The organism is Enterococcus sp. E5-162, from assembly GCF_035725965.1.
In the GTDB taxonomy this organism is placed as follows: Bacteria; Bacillota; Bacilli; order Lactobacillales; family Enterococcaceae; genus Enterococcus_B; species Enterococcus_B lactis.
Map to the genome: position 1 here is coordinate 149,858 of NZ_JAPRFV010000001.1, position 25,435 is coordinate 175,292.

Sequence of the window (25,435 nt, forward strand, 5' to 3'; positions counted from 1 at the left end):
TCCTTGGAAAATGCTTGGAAAGAGCTTCAACCAAAAAATATTTACCAAGGAAGAAAAGAAGCTCCGCTGAGGGAAGACAGCAAGAACGCGTTGCTGTATCTTTATCAGCCACTGATCGGCGGAGAAGCCTTGAGTATCTATTTCACTCTGTTATCAGAGATCTCGCAAGAATCTGGTGAAGGTCCTGAAGGGATGCATGCAGATTTACTCAGTAGTCTAGGCTGCGGGATCCCTCAATTTTATGATGCAAGAAAAAAGCTGGAAGGAATCGGCTTACTGGATGTTTATTTTAAAGAAGATAGCGATCTGGGGCCTCGTTTTATTTATGAGTTGTTAGAGCCACTCATTCCTAAAGCATTTTTCAAAGATTCTGTTCTGGCATTTCTTCTTTTGGAAAAAGTTGGTGAACGACGATTCCAGAAGCTTACCCAGTTGTTTGAACCTAAAAGGCATACAACAGAGGGATATCAAAAAATCACAAAAAAATTTTTAGATGTTTATCGCTTCAATGAAGCAGTATACGCTGCTAATCAAGAAAACATCGAATCACTGAATAAATCTTTTGAAGAATCTGAGCCAGTAGCATTACTTGAAACAGATTCGACATTCGATTGGCAATTTTTGAATGATTGGCTGGCAAAAAAACATATGACTGTTCTTGATGATTCAATCATCAAACAAGTCGACATGTATCATCAGCTTTATGGATTCGATGAACTAACTCTTGGTGAACTCATCAGTCAATCTTATGATTTTAGTGAACAAAAAGTATCCATGAAGGAGCTGCAAAAAGCTGTTTTGGCAATGCAGAGACGACCAGTGAAGCAAATAAAGGAAACAGTAGCTGTTGCTGAAAACAGCAATGAATTTCCGACGAACGAACATTTGACAAATGCAGCGCTTCAGTTGATAAAAGAAGCACAGAGCATTCCGCCGATGAAATATCTGGAAGCAATCAAGTCAGAAAAAGGCGGATATGTTTCTAAACAAGAAACTTGGTTACTGCAAGACCTTGTTTCTCAATCAGGTCTTTCCAGCAGTGTGATCAATGTTTTGCTGAATTATGTATTGGTGATCAAAAATAATGCTAGCTTAAATGCTAGTTATGTGAATACAGTGGCAAATGAATGGGCACAAAAGAAAATCGCCACAGCAGAAGAAGCGATTCAGCATATTCGGCAAATAAGCAATCAAGCAAAACAATCAAAACAAAAAAAGCAAACAAATTATCCAAACGGCAAGCGAAATGTTCGGCGGGAAAAGCTTCCTGATTGGGTCAACCAGCCAAAAGATGAAAAACAGATCAGTAGTGAGAAAAAAGCAGAGATTGACCGCCGTTTTAAAGAATACCTGGCGAAAAAGGAGGGTGACATCTAATGGAAGACGTAGGCAAAGAATTGAAGAGGATCATCAGCAAACGTAATTATCAAGAAAAATATGCTGAAATGATTGCTGACGTCCTAAATGATACGGATGTTCAAGCTTTTCTAAGTGCACACCAAGAAGAACTGACACAAGCGGATATTGAAAAAAGCTACGCCAAATTGTATGAGTTCGTGCAAGAAAAGCGTAAATATCAAAAAAACGATCCAACGATGATCGCTCCAGGATACGAGCCGAAGTTGACGTTGAATTTTCATTATGTGGATGTCACTTATGTACCAACAGAAGCATTGTTAGCTCGGCAAAGACAAGAAGAAATTAGAAGCCGAGTAAAAGCAATGGATATGCCAAAAGATATTCAATCAGCATCTTTTGAAAACTTTGAGCGTACAGATGGACGAGGATATGCAAGCTTGGAAGCCCTAGATTTCGTAGAGAAATATACTGCAGATCCAAAAGGGTATCATAAAGGTCTTTATTTGGTGGGGAGTTTTGGTATTGGAAAAACATACTTATTAGGAGCAACAGCGAGAGAACTAGCGATTGCTGGATTCACCACGACATTAGTCCACTTTCCGACGTTTGCCGTTGAGATGAAACAGGCAATCGGAAAAGATCAAGTGGCAGAAAAGCTAGATGCAGTGAAGCGTTCCCCCATTTTAATGATTGACGATATTGGTGCAGACGCGATGAGCAGTTGGATACGGGATGAAGTATTTGGCGTCATCCTTCAATATCGGATGCAGGAACAGCTACCGACCTTCTTCTCATCAAATTTCACAATGGATGAATTGGAACAGCATTTGTCCGTCACTCAACGTGGAGATGAAGAGCCGCTGAAAGCAAAACGCATAATGGAACGCATACGTTATTTGACAAAAGAAATCGAAATGACTGGTCGCAACCGCCGCAATGGTTGAACAGTTGATAAGTCCAACTGATATTTGACCAAGTAGTAAAAGCAGGTCAGCGAATCTTTACATGGACAGAAATGACCGGAGACAATCACCGCAACAAGTAATGCAAAAACTTAAACGGAGGATTTTTTATGAGGGCTATTTTTTCTAGTATATATGTAGTTGGTCTATTTTTTATTTTAGCAGGATGCGGTAGTGCAGACAGCAACACAGGTTCTCTTGATTCGATTGATGCGGGTCAAACAATAAAAACAAGCAGTACGAAAACGGAGGGACAAAGCATATTTGTAGGAACGATTGAAAGCATCACTCAAGTAGAAGCGGAAGAAGAAACGATTCAACTGAAACTCGTCGATGTCATGGCCAAAGAAGATCCAGCGAATATGGGGACATCATTCAGCAATGACGGAGTGATTTTGAATGCTACTGCTGAAAAAATAAGCGTGGACATAGATGAACTGAAAATCGGTGACAAAGTCCAATTTACATTAGTTGAGATGCCGATCATGACGATGTCTATCCCACCACAAGTGCCTGGAGATTCGATCATTGATATTTCATTGAACAAATAATTAACAACATTTTTCAAAAATAAGAAAATGTTGTTTTATAGAACAAAAAGGTATAATTTTTAAGGAGATCTGGGAATTTTTTTATTCCTAGTCTCCTTATTTTATATGGAAAATGCTATAATTACCTAGAAGGAGTGAAGCTATGAACCATTTAGATTTATCTCAGCGCTTAGCGGCAGTTGGTGAATTTGTTCCTGAATCTGCTCGTTTAGCAGACATTGGATCAGATCACGCATACTTACCTGTTGCATTGATGCTAAAAGGAAAAATCAAATATGCAGTTGCAGGTGAAGTCGTTCAAGGTCCTTATGAATCAGCACGTAAGCAAGTCCAAAAAGATGGATTGGAAGACCGTATCACTGTACGTCTTGCAAATGGTCTAGATGCGATCCAACCGCAAGATGCTATAACGGCTGTCACGATCGCGGGTATGGGAGGTTCGCTGATCCGAGAGATCCTAGAAGCTGGCAAGTTGCATCAACGCCTAAGTGGACAAGAACGTTTGATCCTTCAGCCAAATATCGGAGAGCGTACGTTACGATCATGGCTGCAAGAAAATCAATACAAAATCCAATCAGAAAAAATACTTGAAGAAAACAAAAAAATATATGAAATTATTGTAGCCGAAAAAGAACAAAAACCAGTTACTTACAACGAAATGGAGCTGATGTTCGGACCATTTCTGCTCGAAGAGAAAAGTGAGATCTTCAAATCAAAATGGACAAGAGAGCTTCAACAAAGAAAAGCTATCCGTGAACAGCTCAAACAAGCAGCTAATCAAGAGGCACGTCAAAAACAAATCGAACAGGAAATCCAAATGATTGAGGAGGTTTTAGAGATATGACAATAAGCGGACGTACCTTCATCCAAAAGTTTGAGAGCTATTGTCCTCAATGGCTAGCTGAAGAAGGAGACCCAGTCGGACTGCATATTGGAACATTAGATAAACCGATTCAACGGGTAATGATGACATTAGATGTTCGCCCAGAAGTGGTCGAAGAAGCAATCGAGAAAAAAATCGATCTGCTGATTGCTAAACATCCCCCAATCTTTCGCCCTGTAAAACGGCTGACTACTGATCAGCCGCAAGAAAAAATGTATGCAGATCTGTTGAAACATGATATTGCCGTTTATGCGGCACACACGAATATGGATATTATTTGGGACGGACTGAATGACTGGTTTTGCGAACTGCTTGGTATTGAAGTGGAGAGTTATTTAGTGAAGACTCATGAAATCCATTATAAAAAACTGGCGGTTTATGTACCTGTGGATCATGCACAGAAAATGCGGGAAGCATTAGCTGTAGCTGGTGCTGGTACGCAAGGCGATTATACCGGTACAAGTTTTACCTCGATTGGACACGGTCGATTTACTCCGAATGTTGGTGCACAACCAGCGATTGGGAAAGTAGGGAAGGCAGAACAAGTCCAAGAAGCAAAAGTCGAGGTTATTTTGCCCGAAACAATCGAAAAACAAGTGATTGATGCCATGCAATCGGTTCATCCTTATGAAGAACCTGCGTACGATCTTTTCGCAATTGATGAACCAGTCGAAAAGTTTGGGCTAGGTCGAATAGGTGAATTACCGCAAGAAATCCCCTTAGAAACATTTGTGGAACAAGTAAAAAAAGTTTTCCAATTAGAAGGACTGAGAATCGTTCAGCCTCAAAAAACAAAATCATCCATCAAGCGTATTGCGATTTGCGGTGGAAGCGGCGAAAAATTTTATCCGCAAGCAATCGCTCAAAGAGCAGACGTCTATATCACCGGAGACATCTATTATCATACGGCTCATGATATGCAAAGCGCCGGGTTGATTGCAATTGATCCCGGACATTATATTGAATCGTTATGTAAGGAACGGTTCATCGAGAAATTTGAGACTTGGAAACAAGAAGAAAATTGGGATATTGACTTTTTCGTTTCTGAAACGAATACAAACCCATTTCAATTTAATTAAAGGAGAGAATACTATGTACGAAAATCTTTTGCCACGTTTTTTACGGTATGTCAAAACAGAAACACGCTCCGATGCAACAAGCAAAACGACCCCATCGACTCAGACACAAGTTGCTTTTGCACAAGAATTGAAAAAAGAATTAGAAGAGTTAGGTTTATCAGATGTTTTCTATAATGAAGACAATGGATTCGTTATGGGAACATTACCAAGCAATGTCGATCATGAAGTGCGTTCCATTGGATTTATTTCCCACATGGATACAGCAGACTTTAATGCAGTAGGAGTCAATCCACAAATCATTGAAAACTATGATGGAGAGTCTACGATCGTACTAGATGCGGAAGAACGTTACACGTTGAATACAAAAGATTTCCCAAATTTGAAAAATTATGAAGGCCACACGTTGATCACTACAGATGGCAGTACTTTACTGGGAGCAGATGACAAATCAGGGATTGCGGAAATCATGACTGCAATGGAGATCTTGATCAATAATCCTTCTATCCCTCATGGTACCATCAAAGTAGCTTTTGGACCTGATGAAGAAATCGGTGTCGGAGCGGATAAATTCGATGTTGAGCAATTCAATGTGGATTTTGCTTATACAGTCGACGGCGGTCCTTTAGGTGAATTGCAGTATGAAACATTCAGCGCTGCTCAAGCAAATATCACGATCCAAGGGAAAAATGTACATCCAGGGACGGCAAAAGATACGATGATCAATGCTTTACAGCTGGCCATTGATTTTCATAATCAGCTTCCAGCCGATGAAGTTCCAGAAAAAACAGAAGGATACGAAGGTTTCTTCCATTTGATGGCATTGAATGGGAATCCTGAAGAAGCTTCTATGAGTTATATCATTCGCGATCATGATCGTGAAAAATTCGAAGCACGCAAAGCACAAATCACACATATCCAAGAAGAATTGAATCAACGATTTGATCAAGAACGAATCAAAGTAGATATGTATGATCAATATTACAACATGAAAGAAATCATCGAAAAAGATATGAGCATCGTGGAATTAGCGAAACAAGCAATGATCGAGCTTGGGATCTCTCCAGTGATCGAACCAGTCCGCGGAGGAACAGATGGTTCAAAAATCTCTTACATGGGTATTCCGACGCCAAATCTATTTGCCGGAGGAGAAAATATGCACGGTCGATTCGAATTTGTTTCTTTACAAGTAATGGAAAAAGCAACAGATGTGATTGTTAAAATTGCAGAATTGAACACAAAGAGTTAAAATCGAAAAAGAACAGCTTATGACAAGGCGTTCGTCCGATGATGGAATGTCATCTGTCTAAGGCTAAAGGGCAGGACAATGGAATGGATTGTCCCGCCCTCTTTTTTGAAGAGTAAATAGGAGGTAAAGAATGAAAAAGCTGCTAGTTTTTTATAACAAAAGTTCAGGGAAAGATGAGGGGGAGAAATTAGCACGCTGGTTTCAAGATTATGTAAAAGAAAAGCAACCAGAATTATTTGTAGATTTAGCTGAAACTGGCCCGTCGATTGACCATGCGGATTTAGTCAAGAAAGCAGAAGCTATAGGAGCCGATACTTTAGTGATCATAGGAGGGGACGGAACGATCCATCATATCGTCCAAGCGTTCCAGCAAACGTTATCTCAGTATCATATCGGATTACTTCCAGGTGGAACAGTCAATAATCTCGCACGTGTCCTTGAGATTCCATTGAAGAAAGAAGAGGCTGCTGACGTGATTCTAGAAGGAAATGTCCGAAAAATAGACTATGGCCAAGTCAATGATGCAGTCATTATCTCTACACTGACAATCGGTATCTTAGCCGATACAGCAGTTTGGATCAGTCAAGAAGAAAAACAGCGTTATGGCTCGTGGATTTTTATCAAGAAATTCTTTAAGTTATTGCTGAAGAAGAAAAAATATCATTTGGATTTAGAAACAGACGAGGAGCATTGGAAAGGAAAATCTCAGTTATTGACAGTCACGATGTCTAACTCCGTGGGCGGCTTTATAAATTTCGACGATTCAGCGACCCCAGATGATGGAAAATTCCATGTAACGATCGTACCTTCCTTAGATATTTTCCGATTTATTTTTTATTTGCCTAGAATCATGAGAGGAAAATTCTATACGATACCTGGCATCACTTATTTCACAGCCAAACGCATGAAAATCAAAGCAAAGGAAAAATCTGTTGGCACTCGGACAGATGGAGACACGACAGATGATCTTCCAGTTGAATTATCTGTTGTATCAAAAGGATTAGCAGTTTATTCACCAAAAAAAGAAGAACAAGCTTAGAAATAGTAGTTAATAGAAAGTTGGAAGAAGAATAATGGATGTATTGTTGCACAATCCTTTGTGGTTTTATCTATTCATTGTAAATTTTTATTTATTTTGTCTGATGGGATATGATAAACATCAGGCTCGAAATGGCGGCTGGCGTGTACCTGAAAATAACTTGATATTTGTCAGTCTGTTAGGCGGTGGTTTGGGAGGATTGATTTCTCGGAAAGTTTTTCATCATAAAACAAGGAAAAAAAAGTTTACCGTAGGATTCACTGCGGGTGTGCTTGTTGATTTGATTCTCATTTATTTTTTCCATTAAGGAGCAGGAGATGTCATCTAAAGGAACGAAAATTAAAATCATTCTGAATCTGCTTTTGCTGATTGCGATTTTTGCTATTATTTATTATTTAATCAATCAATCATTTGCAGATATCTTTGCCGAATTAATGTCTACCAGTGTTGTCGTTTTGGCAGCCACTGTTATATTAGGGACAGTTTACCAAATCGCTGAAGGGCGCTCAATCAAAGAAATTGCTGAACCTTTCGCGCCGAATTTTACAACGAAAGATGGATTCTTGACCTCTAGCTATATTGCGTTTTACCGAATCGTTTCGTTTGGTACAGGAACATTGATCTCGGAAATTTATTTTTATAATAAAAAAGGAATGAAACTGTCTCAGGGAGCAGGAGTGACAGCACTCCATATGATCATGTACAAACTTGCAGTGATTACCTATGCGTTAGCTGGCTTGCTCATCCAATTCTCTCTTTTTTATTCTAATAGTCCGTCAATGATCTGGTTTATTATTGCTGGAATTCTTTTGACGATCGTGATTGTTGCCTTTTTATTGGTAATGTCCATCAGTCTGAATGTCCAAATATTTTTTGTCAGCTTATCGAATAAGTTATTTAAGAGTGAGCGTTTGCGAAAATGGGTGGATACATGTAATCAGCAGATCTACTCTTTAAGGGAAACGGTCCAAACCATTATCCAAGACAGGACTGCGCTATTGCGTATTTATCTATGGAATATGTTGAAACTTGTATTTTGGTATGTACTTCCCTATTTGATTCTGATTGAAAACCATCCTAAAATAGATTTTCTACTGACCATTTCGTTTATCAGCTTTGCAGTAGTGCTTTCAGGGGTTATTCCTACGCCAGCTGGTATTGGCTCCTTTGAATTTGTCTACTTGTTATTGTTTAGACCAGTTGTCGGAACAGTTGACGCAGTTTCTTCACTTTTGTTGTATCGTTTCAGTTCCTTTATCTTGCCATTTCTCTATGGATTTGTGTATGTGATTGCTGAACGGCGAAGAGTGATCAAAGAAGAAATAATAGAAGTAAAAAAAGAGAATAAAGAAAATCAAGGGTAGGTCTTTTATAAGATCTACCCTTTTTATCAAATCAAAGAAAAACGTTATGGGTAAGATAATTTTACGTTTGTTTTGCTCTTTTTTTGTATGTATACAATCAATTTTGTTTTTTTAAGATTTATATAAGACGAGAAAAAAAGTCAAAAAAACATGTGTATATTTTGACCAAAATTGACCAAAGAGATATAATAGTTTGTGTAAAGATCAAAGAAATAAGTGATCTTACCTTTAATTAGGAGGTATACCTGTATGAATATTGAGAAAATGACTACGACGCTTCAAGAAGCGATTGCTGAAGCTCAACAGATTGCGGTCACTCGAAAACACCAAGATATCGACATTGCCCATGTATGGAAAATCTTTTTACAACCTAATCATTTTGGTCGAAATTTCTATACGGATGCCGGATTGGATGTCGAATCTTTTGAACATGAAATCGATCGTCTACTGGATGAGTATCCAGTTGTTTCTGGTGGAAACGTCCAATATGGACAAAACCTCAGCCAGAATTTCTTTCGATTATTGAATGAAGCAGACCAAATACGTGAAAGCTTCGGCGACGAGTTTCTTTCAACGGAAGTCGTTATTTTAGCGTTGATGAAATTAAAAAATTATCCGTTAACTGTTTATTTGAATAAAAACGGATTATCTGAAAAAGAATTGCGTAAAAACATCGAAGAGATGAGAGGAGGAGAAAGGGTGACCTCGCAAAACCAAGAAGAACAATACAAAGCATTAGAAAAATACGGCGTTGATTTAGTACAGCAAGTCAAAAGTGGAAAAATGGATCCAATCATCGGTCGTGATGAAGAAATCCGTGATGTCATCCGTATTCTTTCACGAAAAACAAAAAATAATCCTGTTCTGATAGGAGAACCAGGTGTAGGTAAAACGGCGATCGTTGAAGGACTTGCTCAACGTATCGTACGCAAAGATGTGCCTGAAAATTTAAAAGATAAAACGATTTTTTCATTAGATATGGGTGCATTGATCGCTGGAGCAAAATTCCGCGGTGAATTTGAAGAAAGACTAAAAGCGGTCTTGAAAGAAGTCAAAAAAAGTGATGGGCGGATCCTCTTGTTCATTGATGAAATTCACAATATCGTAGGAGCAGGAAAAACAGAAGGAAGTATGGATGCCGGAAATCTGTTGAAACCAATGCTTGCTCGCGGTGAATTACATTTGATCGGTGCCACAACTTTAGATGAATACCGTCAATATATGGAAAAAGACAAAGCGTTGGAACGTCGCTTTCAAAAGGTATTAGTCAAAGAACCAACAGTGGAAGATACGATCAGTATTCTGCGTGGATTAAAAGAACGTTTTGAGATCCACCATGGTGTTAACATCCATGACAACGCACTGGTCGCAGCAGCTACTTTATCTGACCGTTATATTACTGATCGATTCTTACCAGACAAAGCAATCGATTTGATCGATGAAGCCAGTGCAACGATTCGGGTAGAAATGAACTCTATGCCAACGGAATTAGATCAAGTGACCAGACGTTTGATGCAGTTGGAAATCGAAGAAGCTGCACTGAAAAAAGAATCAGATGATGCAAGTAAAAAACGACTGAAAAATTTGCAAGAAGAATTAGCTGAACTTCGTGAAGAAGCAAATGCAATGAAGATGCAGTGGGAAACAGAAAAAGAAGAGGTCAATTCTGTTTCAGCAAAACGTGCTGAAATCGATAAAGCAAAACACGAATTAGAAGATGCAGAAAATAACTATGATCTGGAACGCGCTGCTGTATTGCGCCATGGTACGATACCTCAATTAGAAAAAGAATTGAAGGAACTAGAAACCAAAGCAAAAGACAGCGAGATCAAGATGGTTCAAGAGTCCGTTACCGAAAATGAAATTGCTCAAGTCGTTGGCAGATTAACGGGTATCCCCGTAACGAAACTTGTAGAAGGCGAACGAGAAAAACTGATTAAATTGAATGAAACGCTTCACAAACGAGTGATTGGTCAAGATGAAGCAGTTGATGCGGTGAGTGACGCGGTGATTCGTTCACGGGCTGGATTGCAAGACCCAAATCGTCCTCTAGGTTCTTTCCTTTTCCTAGGACCAACTGGTGTCGGAAAAACCGAATTAGCGAAAGCTTTAGCTGAGAACTTGTTTGACTCAGAAGATCATATGGTACGGATCGATATGAGTGAATATATGGAAAAACATGCTGTGTCTCGTCTAGTCGGAGCTCCTCCAGGCTATGTAGGTTACGAAGAAGGTGGACAATTAACGGAAGCTGTCAGACGAAATCCTTATACAATCGTCTTGTTGGATGAAATCGAAAAAGCGCATCCCGATGTCTTCAATATCTTGTTACAAGTCCTAGATGACGGACGCCTAACCGATTCAAAAGGGCGAGTAGTTGATTTCAAAAATACGGTTCTGATCATGACTAGCAATATCGGTTCACAGTTACTGTTGGAAGGTGTGACTGCTGATGGAACGATTCCAGAAGCAGTGGCTGAACAAGTCAACACGCTATTACGTGGAAACTTCAAACCAGAATTCTTGAACCGAATCGACGACACGATTTTATTTACACCATTGAGCCTAGACAACGTGAAAGGAATCGTTGACAAAATGGTGGCGCAATTGGCACAACGTCTGGAACATCAAGAAATCCTACTAACAATCAGTGATGAAGCCAAAACGTGGATCGCTGAAAATGCTTATGAACCAGCATATGGTGCCAGACCATTGAAACGATTTATCACTAAGGAAGTAGAAACACCATTAGCTAAAGAAATCGTTGCAGGGCATGTTATGCCTAAATCAAAAGTAACGATTACTTTACTTGATGGACAACTTCATTTCAAAACAGAAGAGCTAGAAGAAATCGTCTAATCTTCCATTGAGACTATAAAAGAAAAAGGGGTCTGACACAACTACTGTCAGACCTCCTTTTTTTCAAATAAACAGTGTTCCAGAAGTAGCTTTTTCGGATATAAGCCGAAATTTTTTGAGCTGTCCACTTCTGTCACGACCTTTGTTATTAAGTATTTTTCACTTTTTCTAATTTATAACTTTCAAAGTAACGCTCATCTTTTTTACTTTGAGACCAAGCAAACAATCCCATCAAGGCAGCACCTATCGTATTTGTCAGCAAGTCGCCCATCGTATCCATCAATGCTGCTCGTCCAACAAACAGTGTGCCATCAGAAGCAGCAAAACGTTGAAGATTCATGCCTAAGAACTGGTCGCATAAGAATTCCCAGAACTCCCAAAACACGCCGCAAAGTCCAGCAAACGCAAAGCCGAATAAGAGGAACAACCAAGGACTGGTTTTTGATATCTCCGCATCTTTCATCAAGTAACCAATCAATCCATAGCCAAGAGCTGTCAGAACCATTGGACTCACTGCATGTAAGATTTTGTCCCAAAAAGAGATGATACTAATCAAATGCATCCCTGTACCTAAAAAGACAGAGATAAATAAGAAAAACCAGTAAAACAAAACGATTGCTGCTGGAATTTTAAGTTTGAAAACTGTCAAAATGACTTGTGGCATGAAAATCAATGCAATCCCTAATAAAGATTCCACGATAAATGTGATTCCTTGAGAAGTCGAATACTTTTGGGTGATAAATTCATAAAAATTATAACAGACAACGAATACACCAAAAGCAAGTAAAGCTATTTGAACCTTTTTGATTTCTTTAATCACTGAAAGTCCCTCCATCTAAAAATCTTTTTACTTCTGAAAGCAACTCAGTCTCTGAAGAAACCACTTTTCCGTTCAATTTGATCAGTCCTACTGTATATAAGTTCAGATAGTGAAATTGATTCTCAGCTGTTTCCTGTAGCGCAGCGATTTTTTTCGGGTGGGCTCCGCCTTGCTGCCGGGTATCAGTATACAAGCCAATCACTGGGATACCTTTCGCATAAGCCACACCGATTTCTGATGCTACGCCAGCATCAATCGTCAATCCATCTAATAAAGCGATCATCAAATCGCTTTCCAGCACTTTTTCTGTATCTGCAAGAGCAATCATCCGACTGTCTGCATAAGCAGTTTTGTCATTGATTGCTTCATTTTCTTGAGGAAGATAAATTGAAAGTTTAGAAGAGATCGCTCTGACTTCTTTAACTATCTGCTCGTTATATAACAAATCACTTTTAGCAAACATTGGTGCGGCAAAATAAATTTTCATCTAAACATCATCCTTTTTATTAAAAATAATCGCTAAAGTAAGCTTCCATATTTGGAATAATACGCTCTAGTGACTTCAGTGTTTCTTCATCTGTTTCTAACCGTTCGATTCTTGCCAAATAAGAAGCACGTCGATAATTCATCATCAAGCATGTCAATGTTTGGATATTCAATCGAACAGGTTTTCCTATAGGTTCATTCAAGACACGGACTTGTCCTTGTTCATCCCATGTTAAGGCGAAGATGCCATTATTCCAAGGAGCGACAGGATCTTCAATGATGAAATGAAAAGCATCAGCTGTTCCAACAAACGGAAAATGTTGTAGGAATTCTTTTACATCAACGATCCGAGCCATAAAATATGGTTCGATCTGCTCTTTGATCTGACTGTCTTCAATCAAAAAAGCTAAGGGTTCATTTTTGTAAATATCTCCATGTACCCAGTAAATCATGGAAAAATGTGCGGAAATAAAGTTCCATAAGCCATTTCGAGCTTCTTGATCAAGATAGAACATTTCTTTTACGTGAAATATTTCTTCAGCTACCCAGTAGAATAGAACACCTCTTGGTTCATGATTGCTATCGTAGTAGACAGCGGCTGTGCGCTCATCTTCATTTTCGAAACGCCAATATTCTTCCCAATGAAAATTACTGCGGAATAAAGCACCATGGTTTCGTTGGGCAAATTTGTCATAAACGGCAAATACATCTGGATGATCAACTGGTAATCGTTCAACCATCCCACTTACTGGGACTTGTTTAGGTAGCTGTGTATCTCTGATTTTAAAGGAAAGTTTATCAGACATAATCTCCCATCCTTTGCGCCGATAATAGGGGATACTGTAAGGATACAAATAAGAGATCCATTGCTTGTTCTTGCGCATATTATCCAATGCAACGATGATTAAATCTTGCATCAATCCGTGGTTCGCATATTCTGGATAAGTTCCAACTCCAGTCACGCCTCCCATTTTATAACGTGCACCGTGAATATTGACTTCACAAGGATAGATAGCGATTTGAGAGATTAGTTTGTTTTCATGAAACCACCCGAACACTTTTGATACTTCTAAAATCGGTCTTTTGGAACGGATAAAAGCTCGTTTATTCTCAAACCCGCTTTCCTCGATATCTGCTTCAGTCACTTGGAACACATAGGAAAGTAATTCGTTGAACTGATCGATATGTTCTTGAGTGACTGGTTTTAATTCAAGATTTTCTCTAAAATCTTTTTGATCCATTTTTTCATCTCCATTTATTAGCTTGATAACAGTATAGCAAAATTCTACCAAAAAAACTTCTAAAGCTGACTAATTAAAAAGTCTTTAAATTACTGCTTTTCGTTGGTATAATGGAAAGTGCTGATTATATGAAAAGAGGAGACGCTATGGATATAAAGAAAATGAAAGAACGCCAAGAGCAGATTCGTAATTTTTCGATCATTGCTCATATCGACCATGGAAAATCTACATTGGCCGATCGTATTTTAGAAATGACGCACACTGTGACGTCTCGCGAAATGCAAGATCAGCTGTTAGACTCGATGGATTTGGAACGTGAACGTGGAATCACGATTAAATTAAATGCTGTAGAACTCAATTACACAGCGAAAAACGGAGAAACATATATCTTTCACTTGATCGACACTCCAGGGCACGTCGACTTCACCTATGAAGTCTCTCGAAGCCTTGCTGCCTGTGAAGGCGCCGTTTTAGTGGTTGATGCAGCCCAAGGAATCGAAGCACAAACATTGGCCAATGTTTATTTAGCGTTAGACAATGATTTGGAGATCCTGCCAGTCATCAATAAAATCGACCTACCCGCAGCAGATCCCGAACGTGTCCGTCAAGAAATCGAAGACGTAATCGGAATCGATGCTAGTGAAGCTGTATTAGCTAGTGCAAAAGCAGGGATTGGAATTGAAGATATTCTCGAGCAGATCGTGGAATATGTTCCAGCACCAAGTGGAGACTTAGATGCACCGCTAAAAGCTTTGATCTTTGATTCTATTTATGATAGTTACCGCGGTGTTGTTCTAAATGTCCGGATCACGGACGGTATGGTCAAACCCGGAGATAAAATCAAACTGATGAGTAATGGCAAAACATTTGATGTTACAGAAGTCGGGGTCTTCTCGCCAAAAGCAGTTGCTAGAGACTTTTTGATGGTCGGTGATGTTGGTTATATCACAGCAAGTATCAAAACTGTCCAAGATACTCGAGTAGGGGATACAGTAACATTAGCAGACAATCCTGCCGCTGAAGCTTTACCAGGTTACCGAAAAATGAATCCGATGGTTTATTGTGGTCTTTATCCAATTGATACTTCTCGTTACAACGATTTGCGGGAAGCTTTAGAAAAACTGCAATTGAACGATGCTGCTTTACAATTCGAACCAGAAACTTCTCAAGCATTGGGATTTGGGTTCCGCTGCGGGTTCTTAGGACTTCTTCATATGGATGTCGTCCAAGAACGTTTGGAACGAGAATTCAATCTAGAATTGATTACGACTGCACCATCCGTTATTTACCATGTTAATAAAACAGATGGTACGACTGCTACAGTTGATAACCCGGCAGATTTTCCTGAACCTGTAACGATCCAAGATGTAGAAGAACCATTTGTCAAAGCACAGATTATGGTGCCCAATGATTTTGTCGGTGCAGTCATGGAACTTTCTCAACGAAAACGTGGAGAATTCATTACGATGGATTATTTAGACGATTACCGAGTAAATGTCGTCTATAATATTCCGCTTTCTGAAATCGTCTTTGACTTTTTTGACAAATTGAAATCAAGTACAAAAGGCTATGCCTCATTGGATTATGAAATGTCTGGTTATCAAAAAAGCAAGTTAGTGAAGATGGACATCTTGCTGAATGGAGAAAAAGTCGATGCATTAAGCTTTATCGTTCACCGAGACTTTGCCTATGAACGTGGAAAAGCAATCGTTGAAAAACTGAAAAAACTAATCCCACGCCAACAATTTGAGGTGCCAATCCAAGCAGCTATTGGACAAAAAATCGTTGCCCGTTCAGACATCAAGGCCTTGCGTAAAAACGTCTTGGCTAAATGTTATGGTGGAGATGTTTCTCGTAAACGTAAACTCTTAGAGAAACAAAAAGAAGGGAAGAAGCGGATGAAACAAATCGGCTCCGTCGAAGTTCCGCAAGAAGCCTTCATGGCCGTTCTGAAAATGGACGAAGAAGAAAGTAAGAAGTAGTAAGAGGTCTATTTGACAATACTGAAAAAAATACCATATTTACATGGGTTTGCCACCGGAATGTCACCGGTGGTTTTTTTGTTGGTAAAATTCTCCATGATATCTACCATTTCAATTCTCATTTTATTTGTAATATGAGAATAGGTGTCCATCTAATCATGTTTTGGATGCCATGGAATCAGAGGATTAGTCGGAAACAACTTTGGATTAGTCAAAAGAATCCATGTATAAACTGAGTGATGTCGCTTAAGTTAGCGCAAAATTCTTAGCTGTTTTAAAAAATAGTTTGGCTATAATCTTTCAAAAAGTGTATTTATTCAAGTAACTTTTTCAGAAAAAATAGACTAGAAACAAAAAAAGCCAGCCCTAAGAGCTGGAAAACTTAATTTTTTGTATTCAGATAAATTAGTATGCAAATAAAAAATACTATCGAAAATACTAAACCAACTAAATAATTGGATAAAAAAAGGGGATCAGTATCTGAATCATCCCAAATCTGAATCATGAAATAGATAAATGGGAGGGATGAGACGATCAGTAAACAATCTTTTTTACGCCATGTTTTTAAACAATGTAGAACAATAATTTTATATGCACAAGTAACCCAGAATAAAATTTTACTAATAAATAACAAAGTTATATCCCCTTTATTTTTTCTCTTTTGCAATATATTTATCTTATCATTATTCATTGATTATGAGAAAAAAATGAGATTGAAGGGGGGATCGGTAATAAAAGACTTATACAAAAATGAAGGGTTGCTTAGATACGTAGATTACTACAGTATAATAAGAACGGTTTCAAGCTATATGATCATTGATACATAAGTTCAGAAAATCGACTTAAAATGTTATTGATTAATGAGAATTGGAAAAACGGCAATGAATAAATCGAGTAAACAAGAATCGAACGTACTGAAGGCAACATTTGAAAAAGAATACGGAGTTTCTACAGAAGAAGTATATAAAGTGGCAAGTCAGGGTGTTGCTATTGCAAGTGAGGTTATTCGTAAGCTTGGATTTCTATATAAAATGATGCTCGTCAATGGGAGGGAGCGGAATGAAAAAAAAGACAGATGTTACGCTAGTAGTCATGGTATAGACGGTTTAATACTAGATATGCCGATAAAGTACCCTAATTAATTCGGATTGAAAGAATGATGAAATGCGATAGACAGCAACGGTTGAAAAATAGTAAGAACAATTATGAAGAGTTGAAATTCACATCCTTGTTTCCTAGTATGTTTTTACTATTTCCGTTGCTGTCTATTAATTTATAAACATCGGAGTTACGCATATTTAAAACACATCAATTACTTATTGTCAAAGATAGATATAATACGCATCAGCTTCCGAAGTAGCAGAATTTACCTTATGAAGTCCTTCTAATTTGATGTGGAGTTCTTTGGCAATTTCTTGAATATATTTGTTAAATATACTATTTTCTAATTTTAAATAATTAGCAATCTCTATAGAAATAACTTTTTTACATTCTTTTCCTATAAACTGAATATTAAACTGTCTTATTACACTGTTTCTATCACTTTCATTAGGAAAGCTACTTATCATCGATACATATTCTTTTATAGACATAAGAGTACTTTTTATCATTTGGAATTCATCCATAATTTCACCTTCTCTAATTATTTTAATTTTAATTTAATTATACATGATACTTTTGTTTCTATCCATTTTTTTGCTGAAGAGAAAATAAGGTAAGGAAAGTTTAGCGACTATCGCTAGGTGAAAAGATAAACAGCTTCTTTTTTATTTTTTAGTTACATAGACATTCAGAAAAAAAGACAATCAACTAGTGATCGTCTTTTAGAAAGTTACCAATCAATTTTATAATATTGCTAGAAAATAAGATAAGAGCAAGACCTAAAATATTTATAAAAAATTGAAATCTAAAAAAATAGCATTAAGGATAACAAGAATCATTTCGATGTATAATAATTAATCATTCTTATAAAGATATCGCAAAACAATGATGAAAAGAATAAGTGATAAAAACAACCCAACTACGTAAAAAAATAATGCTGAAAGCGATTGATAAAATGTATATTTCACTATTTTTATGATAAAAATTGCTGTAGGAAGAAAAGAAAGCATTAATATAACTGTTTTTCTAGAACGTTTAGTGAAGTAAAAAAAAGAGCTGATACCAATACAGACTGGAATCCAAAATAAAAGCATGCTAAATGTGACCACCGTATCATCTCCCATATCGTCTTATGTCAATTAGGATAATAGCACTTTATCAACTAATAACCAAATATTAAGGATAATAGTTCCGAATGGACTACAAACACACCAGAATGGAAAAAGTCAGAAAACCGGAACTAACTGAAATAAAAGCAAAGTTTAAAAAATACGGTGTTCCTACAGAAGCAGTGGATAAAATTGCGAGCAATTGTATTGCCGGCCATCATTCAGGTTGAAAAAGTAAGTAGTTAACGAAGAACAAAAAGAAAGTAGATAGATATGAGATTTTTAATCGGAGATCATACTCGTTCATTAAACAATTGTTGTGATTTTTCTGAAATTTTACATCTTTTAAACCTTATATCGAGTGATTATCCTTGTGTTAGTATTATATCCGTGTTACAGTAAATAAGTAATCTAATTTGAAACGTAATCTGAGCGATATATTCACACTATAAAAACTCCTTTTACCAAGTAATATTAATTGCAATAAAACACGTATTATATACGTATCAGGAGGAAATATATATGAATAAAGGTACAGTAAAATGGTTTAACTCAGATAAAGGTTTTGGTTTCATCACTGGTGAAGATGGAAATGACGTATTCGCTCATTTTTCAGCAATCCAAGGAGAAGGCTTTAAGTCTTTAGATGAAGGCCAAGCAGTTACTTATGATATTGAAGAAGGTCAACGCGGTCTTCAAGCAGTAAATATCGTAAAATAATGTTGAATGTTAACCGCCTCATATGAGGTGGTTTTTTTGTTTATGTTGGTAGAAAAAATCCTTCACTGTAATATTAGGTGAGGGATTTTTTTCGTTCATTGATTAAGTTTAACACTATTGTTTGATTTAGTTTGTTTATTTTCTGTTACTCAGTTTTTACTTGCTTTGATATTTTTTTCTGAAACCGTCAAATCATAAAGAAGATACTTTTCTGAGCAAAGGAATTTACATATTTTACCAAATATGGTTTAATGGTTTAAACATATAAACCAAAGAGGTGAGCTACAATGATTAGACATGATCGTTTAAAAACAGAACTAGAATCATTGAGTGGTTTTTTAGCAGCGTTAGGTGACACAAAAAGACAATTGATCTTGATTAGACTATTAAATGAAAAAAGCTGTCATGGTTTGCAAGTAGGAGAACTAACTGACGATACAGGTTTATCAAGACCAGCAGTATCACACCACTTGAAAATTTTAAAAGACGCCGATTTATTAGAGGTCAGAGAAGAAGGAACTAAAAATTTTTACTATCTAAAACACGAAAATAAAAATATATACAAATTAAGAGATTTTTTGAATGATGTAATAACTGAAATAGAGGAGCTAAAAGACAGTGAAGAAAATTCTGATCGTTGAAACAAACGTCAATCAATATAAAGGAACAAATAAAGCTACTGGGCTTTGGCTAGGAGAAACAGTAGAATTTTTAGCAGAAATCTATAAATATCAGTTTGAAGCTGATTTTGTTAGTCCGTTAGGTGGCTATGTGCCGATTGATCCTAGAAGTATGAAAAATCTAGATTCTGATGTTATGGACATTTATTCTAATGCAACATTTATTGAAAAAGGTTTGAGGAATACGTTGTCTCCTGCAAACGTAAAGAGTGAAGATTATATTGCTATTTACTTTACCGGAGGACATGGTGTGATGTGGGATTTTCCAGAAAATAACGCATTACAAAAAATAGCGAGTGATATTTATGAATCAAATGGCTATGTATTATCTGTGTGCCACGGTATAGCAGGTTTATTGAATATCAGACTTGCTAATAATGACTATTTAATAGCAAAAAAAAATTGACTGGTTTTACTAAAACGGAGGAACGATTAGCGATGAAAAGCAAAGTAGTTCCTTTTGATAATGAAGAGATGACTGTAAAGAGAAAAGGACATTTTATCAAGAAGCGTTTCTTTAAGAGTCATGTGGTAAAGGATGGACATCTGATTACTGGACAAAACCCGTATTCAACAAGAGAACTAGCACGAACATTCATCAAGGAGGTTATCTAAATGCAAACAGTTATTGGTAGTAATGGCCAAATTGGATACGAATTAGCAAAAGAACTCAATCAAACGTACGGGAAACAGTTGCGCTTAGTTAGTCGAAATCCGAAATCAATCAACGATACAGACGAACTAATCTCAGCGGATATTTTAGATCGTGAGGCAACTATTCGTGCTGTAGCAGGAAGTGAGATTGTTTATTTTGCTGCAGGATTACCGATGGACTCCGAACAGTGGAAAACAAAATTTGAAATCATGTTAGAAAATGTCATACAGGCTTGTAAAGAAACAAAGGCGAAATTAGTTTTTTTCGATAACACTTATATGTACGAAAAAAATGACACGGAACAATTTGAGGATAGCAAATTTATTTATGATGGTATCAAATCCACTGTTCGAGCTAAAATGGCAGATCGGCTAGTGACTGAAATGGAGAATCCTGACATCGATGTGATGATTTGTCGCGCTCCTGAATTTTATGGACCTAATAAGACGCAAAGTATTACAAACAGTTTATTGTTTAACCGAGTGAAAGACGATAAGACTGCTTTGGTACCAATTTCTGATCAAACTTTAAGGACCTTGATTTGGACACCTGATGCTAGTAAAGCCATGGCACTTTTAGCAAATCATCCTGACACTTATAACCAAACTTGGCATCTACCTTGTGATGTAAGTCGAACATATGAAGAGATGATAAAGTTGATGGAAGAAAAGTTGTGCAAACCGGTAAAATATAAAGTGATCAAACAATGGATGTTTGATCTTGGTTCTATATTCAATAAAAATATGCAAGAGCTAAAAGAGTTACTACCTAGATATCATTATGATAACAAGTTTAATTCTGATAAATTTAAAAAGAAATTTCCAGATTTTGAAATAACAACATTCTCCAATGCGTTAGACGAATTATTCAAATTAGAAAAGTAATGCTACTCGAGAGAAAAAGCGATAGTTGCCATCCACTAAATATGGAAAGTCAACTATCGCTTTTTCGTTTTATCTCATGACTAGAATAACAGTTGCCAAGTAAAGCCAAACTTGTCAGTCACCCAGCAAACTTCCGTATACTTTTCGTAATTTTTTTCATGCATCATTACGGTTCCGCTATCTTTTAATGTATTAAATGCCTGATCAAATTCTTCCTGATTATCTACTTCAATCAAAATGGTAGATGCCCAGGTGGAGACAGGCGCAGGGAAATCTTTTGACATATCCAAAAATCCAATTACTTGATTGCCTAACTTAAGTTCACCTTCAAGGATAAGATCCGATTCCTCTTTGCTCGCATCCCCATACCGATTCAACTTAGTGATTTGGGAGTTAGGAAAAGCTTTGTGATACCAATTGATTGCTTCTTCTGCTTGACCATTATATGTCAAAAACGGTAATAGTTGCTTCATCTTTTTCCCTCCTGCTTCCTTTTTTGAGATCGATTGCAAAGCGATTGTAACATGGAATGGGTAAAAAAGACTAAAGACAGGAACTGAATCGAAATGGTCATTCATCAGTCTAGTATTTATATAAAAAGGCAGACAGCAAATATAATAGGGCAATATGTGCCGGATAAAAAATATAAAAGAAATATTTTATTCCTTTTCCTTTTTGTCCGTTATATAGCAAGATTGGGATGATTGAAAAGATCATTATCCACTGGGTCGTACCTAAAAAGAAGAATATTCCAGCAACAATCGAAATGATGACACATTGAATGTTACGATGATTTCTTGCTAAATAAAGCAAAGGAATCAAAAGAACCATAAAACTATTTTCTGCCAAAAGCAGTGCAGGTAAAAATGATGTAATCAGCATAAAAACAACTTTGTTTTGAAGGATAACAGGACTAGAAAATAACAACGGGATAAATAATGAGAGCAAGATTGGTAAAATGAATAAGAGAATACTTGTAACAATCTTTTTCCAACTTCCTGTATTTTTTCCCTCAGTGAAAAGATCGATTGCATACATCATGACCGTACCAATAAACAGATCTCTGAAAATGTTATTCATTAATACTACTTCATCATAATGAACGATATTACCTAAAAAATAAGTAAAAAAGGCCATAAGAACCATTGAGAGATAAAGTCGCTGCATATATTTCTTTTTATCATGTGTATGTGAGAAGCCTACAACGCTTATAAAAAAGAACAAAGTAGCAACTGGTCTACCAAACCAATCCAGCCAGTCGGGGACACCAAACGGATAAAACATTTGATGAATGTGATCGACAAACATCAATGTAATCCCTAAAATTTTCAAGTCAAAGGTAGAAAGTCCTCTTTTCAAACGAACAGTATTCAAATTTTCCCCTCCTAATGATTAAATAAATGAAACAAGTGACAATCACATTATTAATGAATTGAAGTAAGAAATACAATCGAAAAGTCGAACATTTTTGTCATGTGAATCACTGCAAAAATCAAAACAAAGTAGAAATTATCTTTGGAATATCAGAGAATGAGGGGGGAAAATAGTATGTAACTATAATTAAATGATGTAAACTTATAATTTGCAAATAATTTCTATGCCAATGTATCACGAACCTAAAAGTAATCCAATTTGTCTAAACGTTTATCTATAATAAAAATGTGCGAAATACCGCACTTTTTTATCTTTTTATTTGGTTTTAATGCAAAAAATCAAGTTACAAGATAAATTAGTTGGGACAAACGTGTTTATACATTATTTTTTATTCAAAAAAATAGCACAATGGCAAAGAACATAAGTGAGAGCATAAGCCCCAAGGAATGACTAAAAAGAAAAGCAGAATCACATGCCATGTCATCCTAAATTTCTTCCAGAAAATAAATAAGCGGAAAAAAGGGAAGAAACAGCAAAACATAGATCCAGCACCATTTTCCCCCCTTTTGAAGTAACATAAAACAATAAACATGAATGTGCAGGGAAGTAAAAATAAAGCTTTACTCATAGCTAACAAAATACCAGCTCCTTTTATTCTTTATCCCTCACATTCAAAGAGTAACAATGGTATGTACTTAATAATAGAAAAATGGATCAACTTGTATGAATATCAAATGAAAAGTTCTACGCCAAAATAAAAAACTTCCAGCCAATTTTGACTGGAAGCTTATTTTTTTCTGAAATATCCTAACACACAAATGAAAAAGATGGCCGAAGCTAATAAACCGATTTCGTAGTAAAACAATGAAATACCAGAGTCATAATAATAAAAGCCTCTGATTTTATGGATAAAATAAATCATCGGACAAGCAGATAAAAGTAAGTATTTGTTCGGTTTTTTGAATAAGTAAAAGAAAATACTGGTCATTATGATGAATGGTATCCAAAATAAAAGTTTACTTAAGACAATCAAATGATCAACTCCCATATTTTTTACCAAGAGAGATCATACCATCTTTATCGCCAAAACAAAATATTTTTTTGTATCGTTTGAAATTTTAATTAGGATTATTGAATTAGTTCTGAATAACTATAAATTTCAATTAGAAATCACTTGTTCTTATCAAAAATAAAAATATCGCCTCTCATTTATTGAGAGGCGAAAGTTCTTAGTTTAACTCAATTTTTTTCGTTTCTTTTGGATGATGCGCCGTTTTAGGTAATGCTAATTTCAGTACACCATTTTTAAAGGTTCCGGTGATTTTTTCTTCATCAACATCAGGAAGATAGAATGAACGTTTGTAAGAGACCGAATGTCTTTCTTTCCGTACATAGTTGCCATTTTCTTTATCTTCCGTATGGGACTCGTGGTTGGCGGAGATCGTCAAAGTATTGTCTGAATATTCAACTGTCGTGTCTTCTTTGTCACAGCCAGGCATATCAGCTGTTAGTTTGTATTCTTTTTCGTTTTCAACTAAATCTACTTTTGGATAACTTGAAACACCTAAAAAATCATTGAACGCTGGACTAAACACATCATTGAAATCAGGGAACATGTCGCGAATGCTAGGTACATTTGCCATTTTTGATCATCCTTTCAATAGAGTATTTTTTATTTATCCCTATTTATGTAATAACTCTATTTTGAAAAAAATTCAAGTATAACGATTGTCTTTGTGAATGTTTCATCTAGTGAATTACAAAGGTTATCTTTCTAATTTGAGAAAGGGTTTGCTAGAATAATAGTAAGAAAATAATTTAGAGAGGAGAAAATATGGCAAAAACCACAAATCCCTATTGGCGAGAAGAAAGCAGAATCTATCATTTAGAATTAGAAATCGCTAGGACAAGCAATCCACAAAAGAAACGTGAACTCGGCTATCTTTTAGAAAAAGAAAAAACAGCTTTGCAGCAACGAAAATGGCGAGATCGAGAAGCGCGAAATTACCAAATAAAAACGATACGTAAAACCCGTAGAAGAAAAATCGTCTATTACACATGTTGTATAGCAGGAATCATCATCGTGTCATTTTTTATAATAAGCAAATTCTTTTACCCAAATGTAGAAAAATTGGATTTAGAAAACCATCCGGCGACTAATTTTATTACACAACTGACAAAAAGCGAAGTAGATACCACAAATTTAACAAGAGAGCAAGTAGAGAAGTGGGCATACTATCATTTGAAGTTAGAAGATCCAACTATTGTAAGCGCTAACCATTATTGGTTTGACGTTCGTATCAATCAAGTTAGAGAAGTAGAAGTAGATATTTTTATGGAAGAAGTAGCTGTAGCAAACTATGTAGTTGACGCAAATGGTCACTTATATCGTATGACTGCATCTGACAAAAAAATGGTGGCGAATAAATGGGACGTACCAGAGAATTTTGAAATAGAAAACGCGAACGATTGAGATACTCGTTCGCGTTTTTCAAAATAAAATAGCGTTAAAACACACAATGAACAGACAGAAATGTGAAATTTTCTATATCATCAAAACGGTGTGCCGTACGCATCAGTAATCAAGATCACTCCATCGGGGGAAACTCGATAGAAACCGACACTTCCTGATCCTCCTTGGGCACGAGTCTGCTTGCTAGAAGTCGTGAACAAATAATCTTGATCGATTTTTTGATAAAAGCTAGTAACGATATCTTCACTTTGTAATTCGGAACGATGGGCAATAAGAAATAGAAGTGCTTCATCAGAGTTTTCCAATGGAAGAGAAGGTTCAGTTCTTTCTTGCATTTCAGATGTTGAAGAAATGGTAGACGACTGAATGCTTGATTGGCTATATTGAGAATCTACATTATTAGTAGAAGTATTAGTAATGGAAGCAGTAGAAGTACTTTTAGTTGAACCGACCACAGGTGTTGAATTGGTTAGTGAAGATTCATTGATAGAATTCTTTGTAGCATTTCCACAGGCTGAAAAAAGTAGTACAACCCCTAACAATCCTACGTAAATCCCTTTATTCATGA

The 25,435-nt window shown here is 36.6% G+C and carries 27 protein-coding genes and 2 pseudogenes; 18 read left to right on the forward strand and 11 right to left on the reverse strand.

What is annotated here, in order from left to right; translation table 11 throughout:
* Window positions 1-3 precede the first annotated feature (3 nt).
* The 10 genes from OZZ83_RS00685 to clpB all read left to right on the forward strand — a co-directional run bounded on the left by OZZ83_RS00685 (window position 4) and on the right by clpB (window position 11,342).
* Window positions 4-1,377 carry a replication initiation and membrane attachment family protein gene (locus OZZ83_RS00685; RefSeq protein ID WP_278023303.1) on the forward strand — a complete coding sequence of 458 codons (1,374 nt, stop codon included), beginning with the start codon at window positions 4-6 and terminating at the stop codon, window positions 1,375-1,377.
* The gene (dnaI, locus tag OZZ83_RS00690) at window positions 1,377-2,303 is read left to right on the forward strand and encodes a primosomal protein DnaI (RefSeq protein WP_002306563.1); all 927 of its coding nucleotides are present in this window, start codon (window positions 1,377-1,379) and stop codon (window positions 2,301-2,303) included. The genes OZZ83_RS00685 and dnaI overlap by 1 nt, the downstream gene beginning before the upstream one ends.
* 128 nt (window positions 2,304-2,431) lie before the next feature.
* Window positions 2,432-2,872, forward strand: a complete 441-nt coding sequence (locus tag OZZ83_RS00695; RefSeq protein WP_002291962.1) for a hypothetical protein — start codon at window positions 2,432-2,434, stop codon at window positions 2,870-2,872.
* A gap of 142 nt (window positions 2,873-3,014) precedes the next feature.
* Complete coding sequence (locus OZZ83_RS00700; RefSeq protein WP_002309061.1) at window positions 3,015-3,716, forward strand: tRNA (adenine(22)-N(1))-methyltransferase; 702 nt, start codon at window positions 3,015-3,017, stop codon at window positions 3,714-3,716.
* Window positions 3,713-4,834: a Nif3-like dinuclear metal center hexameric protein gene (locus OZZ83_RS00705; protein ID WP_002309063.1), complete on the forward strand. Its 1,122-nt coding sequence runs from the start codon at window positions 3,713-3,715 to the stop codon at window positions 4,832-4,834. The genes OZZ83_RS00700 and OZZ83_RS00705 overlap by 4 nt, the downstream gene beginning before the upstream one ends.
* 13 nt (window positions 4,835-4,847) lie before the next feature.
* Window positions 4,848-6,080: a peptidase T gene (gene pepT, locus OZZ83_RS00710; RefSeq protein WP_002291957.1), complete on the forward strand. Its 1,233-nt coding sequence runs from the start codon at window positions 4,848-4,850 to the stop codon at window positions 6,078-6,080.
* A gap of 130 nt (window positions 6,081-6,210) precedes the next feature.
* Window positions 6,211-7,119, forward strand: coding sequence for a diacylglycerol/lipid kinase family protein (locus OZZ83_RS00715; RefSeq protein ID WP_278023302.1), 909 nt, complete (start codon window positions 6,211-6,213; stop codon window positions 7,117-7,119).
* Window positions 7,120-7,153: 34 nt separating this feature from the next.
* Window positions 7,154-7,426 carry a DUF1294 domain-containing protein gene (locus tag OZZ83_RS00720; RefSeq protein ID WP_002306567.1) on the forward strand — a complete coding sequence of 91 codons (273 nt, stop codon included), beginning with the start codon at window positions 7,154-7,156 and terminating at the stop codon, window positions 7,424-7,426.
* Between the two features lie 10 nt (window positions 7,427-7,436).
* Complete coding sequence (locus tag OZZ83_RS00725; RefSeq protein WP_002306568.1) at window positions 7,437-8,483, forward strand: lysylphosphatidylglycerol synthase transmembrane domain-containing protein; 1,047 nt, start codon at window positions 7,437-7,439, stop codon at window positions 8,481-8,483.
* A 249-nt stretch (window positions 8,484-8,732) separates the two neighbouring features.
* Window positions 8,733-11,342 (forward strand): ATP-dependent chaperone ClpB, encoded by a 2,610-nt coding sequence (gene clpB, locus OZZ83_RS00730; RefSeq protein WP_002291951.1) that lies wholly within the window; start codon window positions 8,733-8,735, stop codon window positions 11,340-11,342.
* Between the two features lie 148 nt (window positions 11,343-11,490).
* On the opposite strand, the gene OZZ83_RS00735 is transcribed toward clpB, so the two are convergent.
* The 3 genes from OZZ83_RS00735 to OZZ83_RS00745 are packed head-to-tail and all read right to left on the reverse strand — an operon-like array spanning window position 11,491 to window position 13,889.
* Window positions 11,491-12,177: a hypothetical protein gene (locus tag OZZ83_RS00735; RefSeq protein WP_002316308.1), complete on the reverse strand. Its 687-nt coding sequence runs from the start codon at window positions 12,175-12,177 to the stop codon at window positions 11,491-11,493.
* A complete protein-coding gene (locus OZZ83_RS00740) occupies window positions 12,155-12,649 on the reverse strand; it encodes a nucleoside 2-deoxyribosyltransferase (protein WP_002291949.1) in 495 nt (164 codons plus the stop codon). The genes OZZ83_RS00735 and OZZ83_RS00740 overlap by 23 nt, the downstream gene beginning before the upstream one ends.
* Window positions 12,650-12,668: 19 nt before the next feature.
* A complete protein-coding gene (locus OZZ83_RS00745) occupies window positions 12,669-13,889 on the reverse strand; it encodes a GNAT family N-acetyltransferase (RefSeq protein ID WP_002291948.1) in 1,221 nt (406 codons plus the stop codon).
* Between the two features lie 146 nt (window positions 13,890-14,035).
* On the opposite strand from OZZ83_RS00745, the gene lepA reads away from it, so the two are divergent.
* Window positions 14,036-15,871 (forward strand): translation elongation factor 4, encoded by a 1,836-nt coding sequence (lepA, locus tag OZZ83_RS00750; protein WP_002291945.1) that lies wholly within the window; start codon window positions 14,036-14,038, stop codon window positions 15,869-15,871.
* Window positions 15,872-16,752: 881 nt separating this feature from the next.
* Window positions 16,753-17,013 (forward strand): hypothetical protein, encoded by a 261-nt coding sequence (locus tag OZZ83_RS00755; protein WP_002329257.1) that lies wholly within the window; start codon window positions 16,753-16,755, stop codon window positions 17,011-17,013.
* Window positions 17,014-17,193: 180 nt separating this feature from the next.
* Here the strand turns inward: OZZ83_RS00755 and OZZ83_RS00760 are convergent, their stop codons facing one another.
* Window positions 17,194-17,496, reverse strand: coding sequence for a hypothetical protein (locus OZZ83_RS00760; RefSeq protein ID WP_002313710.1), 303 nt, complete (start codon window positions 17,494-17,496; stop codon window positions 17,194-17,196).
* Between the two features lie 330 nt (window positions 17,497-17,826).
* Window positions 17,827-18,081 (reverse strand): hypothetical protein, encoded by a 255-nt coding sequence (locus OZZ83_RS00765; RefSeq protein ID WP_002306574.1) that lies wholly within the window; start codon window positions 18,079-18,081, stop codon window positions 17,827-17,829.
* An 86-nt stretch (window positions 18,082-18,167) separates the two neighbouring features.
* Between OZZ83_RS00765 and OZZ83_RS00770 the strand changes: the two genes are divergently transcribed.
* The 5 genes and pseudogenes from OZZ83_RS00770 to OZZ83_RS00790 all read left to right on the forward strand — a co-directional run bounded on the left by OZZ83_RS00770 (window position 18,168) and on the right by OZZ83_RS00790 (window position 21,020).
* The gene (locus tag OZZ83_RS00770) at window positions 18,168-18,311 is read left to right on the forward strand and encodes a hypothetical protein (RefSeq protein ID WP_002291935.1); all 144 of its coding nucleotides are present in this window, start codon (window positions 18,168-18,170) and stop codon (window positions 18,309-18,311) included.
* Window positions 18,312-18,603: 292 nt separating this feature from the next.
* On the forward strand, window positions 18,604-18,801 hold the full coding sequence (locus tag OZZ83_RS00775; RefSeq protein ID WP_002291933.1) for a cold-shock protein: 198 nt from the start codon (window positions 18,604-18,606) through the stop codon (window positions 18,799-18,801).
* A gap of 287 nt (window positions 18,802-19,088) precedes the next feature.
* A complete protein-coding gene (locus tag OZZ83_RS00780; protein WP_002306577.1) occupies window positions 19,089-19,442 on the forward strand; it encodes an ArsR/SmtB family transcription factor in 354 nt (117 codons plus the stop codon).
* A pseudogene (locus OZZ83_RS00785) lies at window positions 19,420-20,096 on the forward strand (type 1 glutamine amidotransferase domain-containing protein). The gene OZZ83_RS00780 and the pseudogene OZZ83_RS00785 overlap by 23 nt, the downstream one beginning before the upstream one ends.
* Window positions 20,097-21,020 carry an NAD-dependent epimerase/dehydratase family protein gene (locus tag OZZ83_RS00790; protein ID WP_002291928.1) on the forward strand — a complete coding sequence of 308 codons (924 nt, stop codon included), beginning with the start codon at window positions 20,097-20,099 and terminating at the stop codon, window positions 21,018-21,020.
* An 80-nt stretch (window positions 21,021-21,100) separates the two neighbouring features.
* On the opposite strand, the gene OZZ83_RS00795 is transcribed toward OZZ83_RS00790, so the two are convergent.
* From OZZ83_RS00795 to OZZ83_RS00815, 5 genes and pseudogenes are all read right to left on the reverse strand, one after another.
* The gene (locus tag OZZ83_RS00795; protein ID WP_002291926.1) at window positions 21,101-21,493 is read right to left on the reverse strand and encodes a VOC family protein; all 393 of its coding nucleotides are present in this window, start codon (window positions 21,491-21,493) and stop codon (window positions 21,101-21,103) included.
* Window positions 21,494-21,602: 109 nt separating this feature from the next.
* Complete coding sequence (locus tag OZZ83_RS00800) at window positions 21,603-22,394, reverse strand: TraX family protein (protein WP_002291925.1); 792 nt, start codon at window positions 22,392-22,394, stop codon at window positions 21,603-21,605.
* A 392-nt stretch (window positions 22,395-22,786) separates the two neighbouring features.
* Window positions 22,787-23,022, reverse strand: a pseudogene (locus tag OZZ83_RS00805) (hypothetical protein).
* A gap of 159 nt (window positions 23,023-23,181) precedes the next feature.
* Entirely contained in the window at window positions 23,182-23,442 is a 261-nt protein-coding gene (locus tag OZZ83_RS00810; protein ID WP_033606565.1) for a hypothetical protein, read from the reverse strand.
* 181 nt (window positions 23,443-23,623) lie between these two features.
* On the reverse strand, window positions 23,624-24,037 hold the full coding sequence (locus OZZ83_RS00815; protein ID WP_002291922.1) for an Hsp20/alpha crystallin family protein: 414 nt from the start codon (window positions 24,035-24,037) through the stop codon (window positions 23,624-23,626).
* A 191-nt stretch (window positions 24,038-24,228) separates the two neighbouring features.
* On the opposite strand from OZZ83_RS00815, the gene OZZ83_RS00820 reads away from it, so the two are divergent.
* Entirely contained in the window at window positions 24,229-24,867 is a 639-nt protein-coding gene (locus OZZ83_RS00820; RefSeq protein WP_002291921.1) for a hypothetical protein, read from the forward strand.
* A gap of 80 nt (window positions 24,868-24,947) precedes the next feature.
* Here the strand turns inward: OZZ83_RS00820 and OZZ83_RS00825 are convergent, their stop codons facing one another.
* Complete coding sequence (locus tag OZZ83_RS00825) at window positions 24,948-25,433, reverse strand: hypothetical protein (RefSeq protein ID WP_002306582.1); 486 nt, start codon at window positions 25,431-25,433, stop codon at window positions 24,948-24,950.
* Window positions 25,434-25,435: the final 2 nt, after the last annotated feature.